Genomic DNA, 3,794 nt, shown 5'->3' with positions numbered 1-3,794 from the left:
CAATGTCATCGAGGGCCCGCTCTACGTGAAGAAGGAGCCGCGCGCGGCGGCGCTGGAGCGCGGCCGGGCGCTGCTCGCCCAGGTCGGGCTCGCCGACAAGGCCGACATGCATCCGCCTCAGCTCTCCGGCGGCCAGCAGCAGCGCGTCGCCATTGCCCGCGCGCTCGCGATGCAGCCCAAGGCGATCCTGTTCGACGAGCCGACCTCGGCGCTCGATCCCGAGCTGGTCGGCGACGTGCTCGGGGTGATGCGCAAGCTCGCCGACGACGGCATGACGATGGTGGTCGTCACCCATGAGATCGGCTTCGCCCGCGAGGTCGCCGACCGCGTGCTGTTCATCGACGGCGGCGTCATCGTGGAGCAGGGGCCCGCGAGGGCCATGCTCAATCAACCGCAGCATCCGCGGACGCAGGATTTTCTGCGCCGCGTGCTGCACCCGCTGTGATGCTCGCGAGATCCGCCATGACCAGCCCCGTCCGCCTTCCACTGCCGCCGTCGGTCTATGCCGACACCGCCGTCGCGCCGGCGGCGACGCCGCCGCTCGACGCCGACAGGACGGTTTCGGTCGCGATCATCGGCGGCGGCTTCACCGGCCTGTCGACGGCGCTGCATCTGGCGGAGCAGGGCACGGATTGCGTGGTGCTCGAGGCGCAGGAGCCGGGCTGGGGCGCCTCCGGCAACAATGGCGGCCATACCAATCCCGGCCTCAAGCATGACCCCGATCAGATCGAGGCCGATTTCGGTGCCGATCTCGGCCGGCGCATGATCGACTTCGCCTACGGCACGACCAACTTCACCCACGACCTGATCCGCCGTTACCAGATCCCCTGCGAGGCGCGGCAGCAGGGCACGCTGCGGGCCGCCTATCATCCCGCGAGCGCCGCGGCGATCGCGCGCACCGCCGAGCAGTGCATCCGCCGCGGCATGCCGGTTGAGCTGTACGACCGTGACAGGCTGCGCGAGGTCACCGGCAGCGACCGCTATGTCTGCGCCATGTTCGACGCGCGCGGCGGCGATCTGCATCCGCTGAACTACGCGCGCGGGCTGGCGCGGGCGGCGATCTCGGCCGGGGCTGCCGTGCATGGCGAGACGCCCGCGCTGTCGCTGCGCCGGGACGGCGCGCGCTGGCGGATCGAGACGCCGCGCGCGGTGGTGCATGCCGACAAGGTGCTGATCGCCACCAACGGCTTCACCGGGGATCTCTGGCCGGAGTTGCGCCAGACCGTGATCCCGGTGTTCTCGTCGATCGCCGCAACGGCACCGCTGCCTGACGCGATCGTGCGCGCGATCATGCCGACGCGCTCGGTGCTGTACGAGAGCGGCCACATCACGGTCTACTACCGCATCGACCAGAACAATCGCCTGCTGATGGGCGGCCGCGGTCCGATGCGCTGGATCAATTCGCCCGGCGACGTCGCCTATCTGATGCGCTACGCCGAACGGCTGTGGCCGCAGCTCAAGGGCGTGGCTTGGACCCATGGCTGGAACAGCCGGCTCGCGATCACCAAGGACCACTACCCGCATGTGCACGAGCCGGCCGAGAGCGTCCTGATCTCGCTCGGCTGCAACGGCCGCGGCGTCGCGCTGTCCACCGCGATGGGGGCCCAGCTGGCGCGTCGCCTGATCGGCGGTGCCAAGGCCGCGATCGACATGCCCGTCACCGGCATCAAGCCGATCGCGCTGCATGCGTTCTGGCCCGTCGCCGTGACCGGCGCTGTCATCGCCGGACGGGTGCGGGACCGGCTTGGGCTCTGAGCGGTCCTGGGTGTGCTGCAAGGTCCTGTCGGTTTGTCCCATCCAGCTGCAGGGTGGCAGCGGGCAGCTATCCGCCTTTGGCCTCAGGCCACAGGATCTCGAGATGCTCGTTGTTGAAGTCCGGATCGTCCTCGCTGCCGCGGTGCCAGCAGGTCATGCCCTGTGGCAGCGTGCTCATCCGGATCGGCTGGCCGTCCGGCACCCGGCCGCCGAAGGCGAGCAGGTCGATGAAGCGGTTGACGAGGTCGATGATGGCGGCGCGGTGCTCGGGGCGCACGTTGTGAATGCTGACATCGGGACGGCCGAACTTGCGCATGCCGCGGGTGTGAAACCACGCGGTGCCGTCTTTTTCCGGCGAGACGAAGGTGACGACGTGCTGCCGCGGCTCGCAATGTCCGACGCCGAACGCGCGGGCGCGCCAGTCCGCCGGGCTCCACCATTTCAGGATCTGCGGGTCGTAGATCGCGACACCGCCGGCATCGAGGCAGAAGGTCAAGAGCCCGATCAGGTCACGAAAATAGCTCAGCGACGGCGGATCGGTGACGTCGCCCCGGATGACGAGGCAGAAATCCTGCGCCGCGACGACCGCCGCCAGATCAGGATCCTGTGCGACGAGCCTGCCCCAGCCATAGCCGGTGCGAAATTGCGAGACCACCATGGGCTGGATGGTCGGGCCATAGCCCGTGAGATCGATGCCATCGGGAAGGCCGCGGGACCGATAGGCACTGCGGGAGAACGGGCGGTCGATATCCACCCAGCCATAGACCACATAGAAGACGAAGGGGTTCTTGCCGCCCTTGGCGAAATGCGGGCGCGGCCAGTCGACGAGTGGTGACGTCATCCGCCATCCTCCGTGGCATCAGGCGAGGCGTGCGTCGCGGACGCGCCCCGAGCTTGGCTTTGAGACCTCCCGGCAAGGCGCTGTCGCATCCGCTCACTCCTTGCGCAGGAAGACGTAGTCCGCGGCATAGGCGACGCTGCGGAGCTGCCCGGCAGTGTCGCAGGCGCCCTCGAGCTTGCCGCCCGCGGTGTTGATCCGCTGCACCGTCGTGACCTCGGACAGGACGCCCTTGCCGCCGCGGTGCGAGACGACGGCGAGCTTCAGCCAGGGAATGTCGTTGTCGGTCGCGCCGACCGCGGTGCCGACCACCCGGCCGCCGACGATCGAGCCGTCCTGGTGCTCCCAGCTCGGGCCGGCATAGTGGCGGCCGACGGTCTTGCCGTCCTCGACCAGCGTGGCGATCGGCTCGCGGAAGCCCCAGGCGAGCTTGCCGTCCTTGTCCGTCTTGCATTCGTAGACCTGGGCGCCCTCGGCGTGCAGCGTCAGCGCCGGCTTCTCGCCGGCTGCGATCAGGGCGTCGGGGATCGCGGTCTCGGCCGCCCGGGCCTGAACCGTCAGGGCACCCAACAGCAACAGCGACAGCGTCGGGATCTCGCGCATGGTCAATTCCTCGAATGACAGCAGAAAACGAAAACGGGCCGCGCTTGTGGCGCAGCCCGTAGTAAATTGGCGAAACCAGAAGGCGAAAGTGGGGAAGCTTACGCCGCCATCGCCTTGGTGAGGTTCTCGGCGATCTTGTCGAGGAAGCCGGTGGTCGACAGCCAGCGCTGGTCGGCGCCGACCAGCAGCGCGAGGTCCTTGGTCATGTAGCCGGCCTCGACGGTGTCGACGCAGACCTTCTCCAGGGTGGAGGCGAACTTCGCCAGCTCGGCATTGTTGTCGAGCTTGGCGCGGTGCGACAGGCCGCGGGTCCAGGCGAAGATCGAGGCGATCGAGTTGGTCGAGGTCTCCTTGCCCTTCTGGTGCTCGCGATAATGGCGGGTCACCGTGCCGTGGGCGGCCTCGGCCTCCACCGTGTTGCCGTCCGGCGTCAGCAGCACCGAGGTCATCAGGCCGAGCGAGCCGTAGCCCTGGGCCACGGTGTCGGACTGCACGTCGCCGTCATAGTTCTTACAGGCCCAGACATAGCCGCCCGACCACTTCAGCGCCGCGGCGACCATGTCGTCGATCAGGCGGTGCTCATAGGTGATCTTCTTGG

5 protein-coding genes are annotated in these 3,794 nt (G+C 68.5%); 2 read left to right on the top strand and 3 right to left on the bottom strand.

Annotated features, from left to right (window positions below):
* A partial coding sequence (locus BRAS3809_RS28530) for an amino acid ABC transporter ATP-binding protein (RefSeq protein WP_035659183.1) occupies positions 1-445 on the top strand: 445 nt, incomplete at its 5' end.
* 17 nt (positions 446-462) lie between these two features.
* Entirely contained in the window at positions 463-1,755 is a 1,293-nt protein-coding gene (locus BRAS3809_RS28525; RefSeq protein WP_035659180.1) for an NAD(P)/FAD-dependent oxidoreductase, read from the top strand.
* A 67-nt stretch (positions 1,756-1,822) separates the two neighbouring features.
* Here BRAS3809_RS28525 and BRAS3809_RS28520 read toward each other — a convergent pair whose 3' ends face one another.
* The 3 genes from BRAS3809_RS28520 to BRAS3809_RS28510 all read right to left on the bottom strand — a co-directional run.
* Positions 1,823-2,596, bottom strand: a complete 774-nt coding sequence (locus BRAS3809_RS28520; RefSeq protein ID WP_008965479.1) for a hypothetical protein — start codon at positions 2,594-2,596, stop codon at positions 1,823-1,825.
* 93 nt (positions 2,597-2,689) lie between these two features.
* On the bottom strand, positions 2,690-3,196 hold the full coding sequence (locus BRAS3809_RS28515; RefSeq protein WP_008965478.1) for a DUF3455 domain-containing protein: 507 nt from the start codon (positions 3,194-3,196) through the stop codon (positions 2,690-2,692).
* A 98-nt stretch (positions 3,197-3,294) separates the two neighbouring features.
* Positions 3,295-3,794, bottom strand: a 500-nt coding sequence (locus BRAS3809_RS28510; RefSeq protein WP_035659176.1) for an isocitrate/isopropylmalate family dehydrogenase, incomplete at its 5' end; no start/stop codon positions are given.

The sequence above is a fragment of the Bradyrhizobium sp. STM 3809 genome (assembly GCF_000239795.1).
Taxonomy (GTDB): domain Bacteria; phylum Pseudomonadota; class Alphaproteobacteria; order Rhizobiales; family Xanthobacteraceae; genus Bradyrhizobium.
The sequence above is the reverse complement of the archived record's forward strand: the minus strand, read 5'-3'. Positions and strand labels throughout refer to the sequence as shown.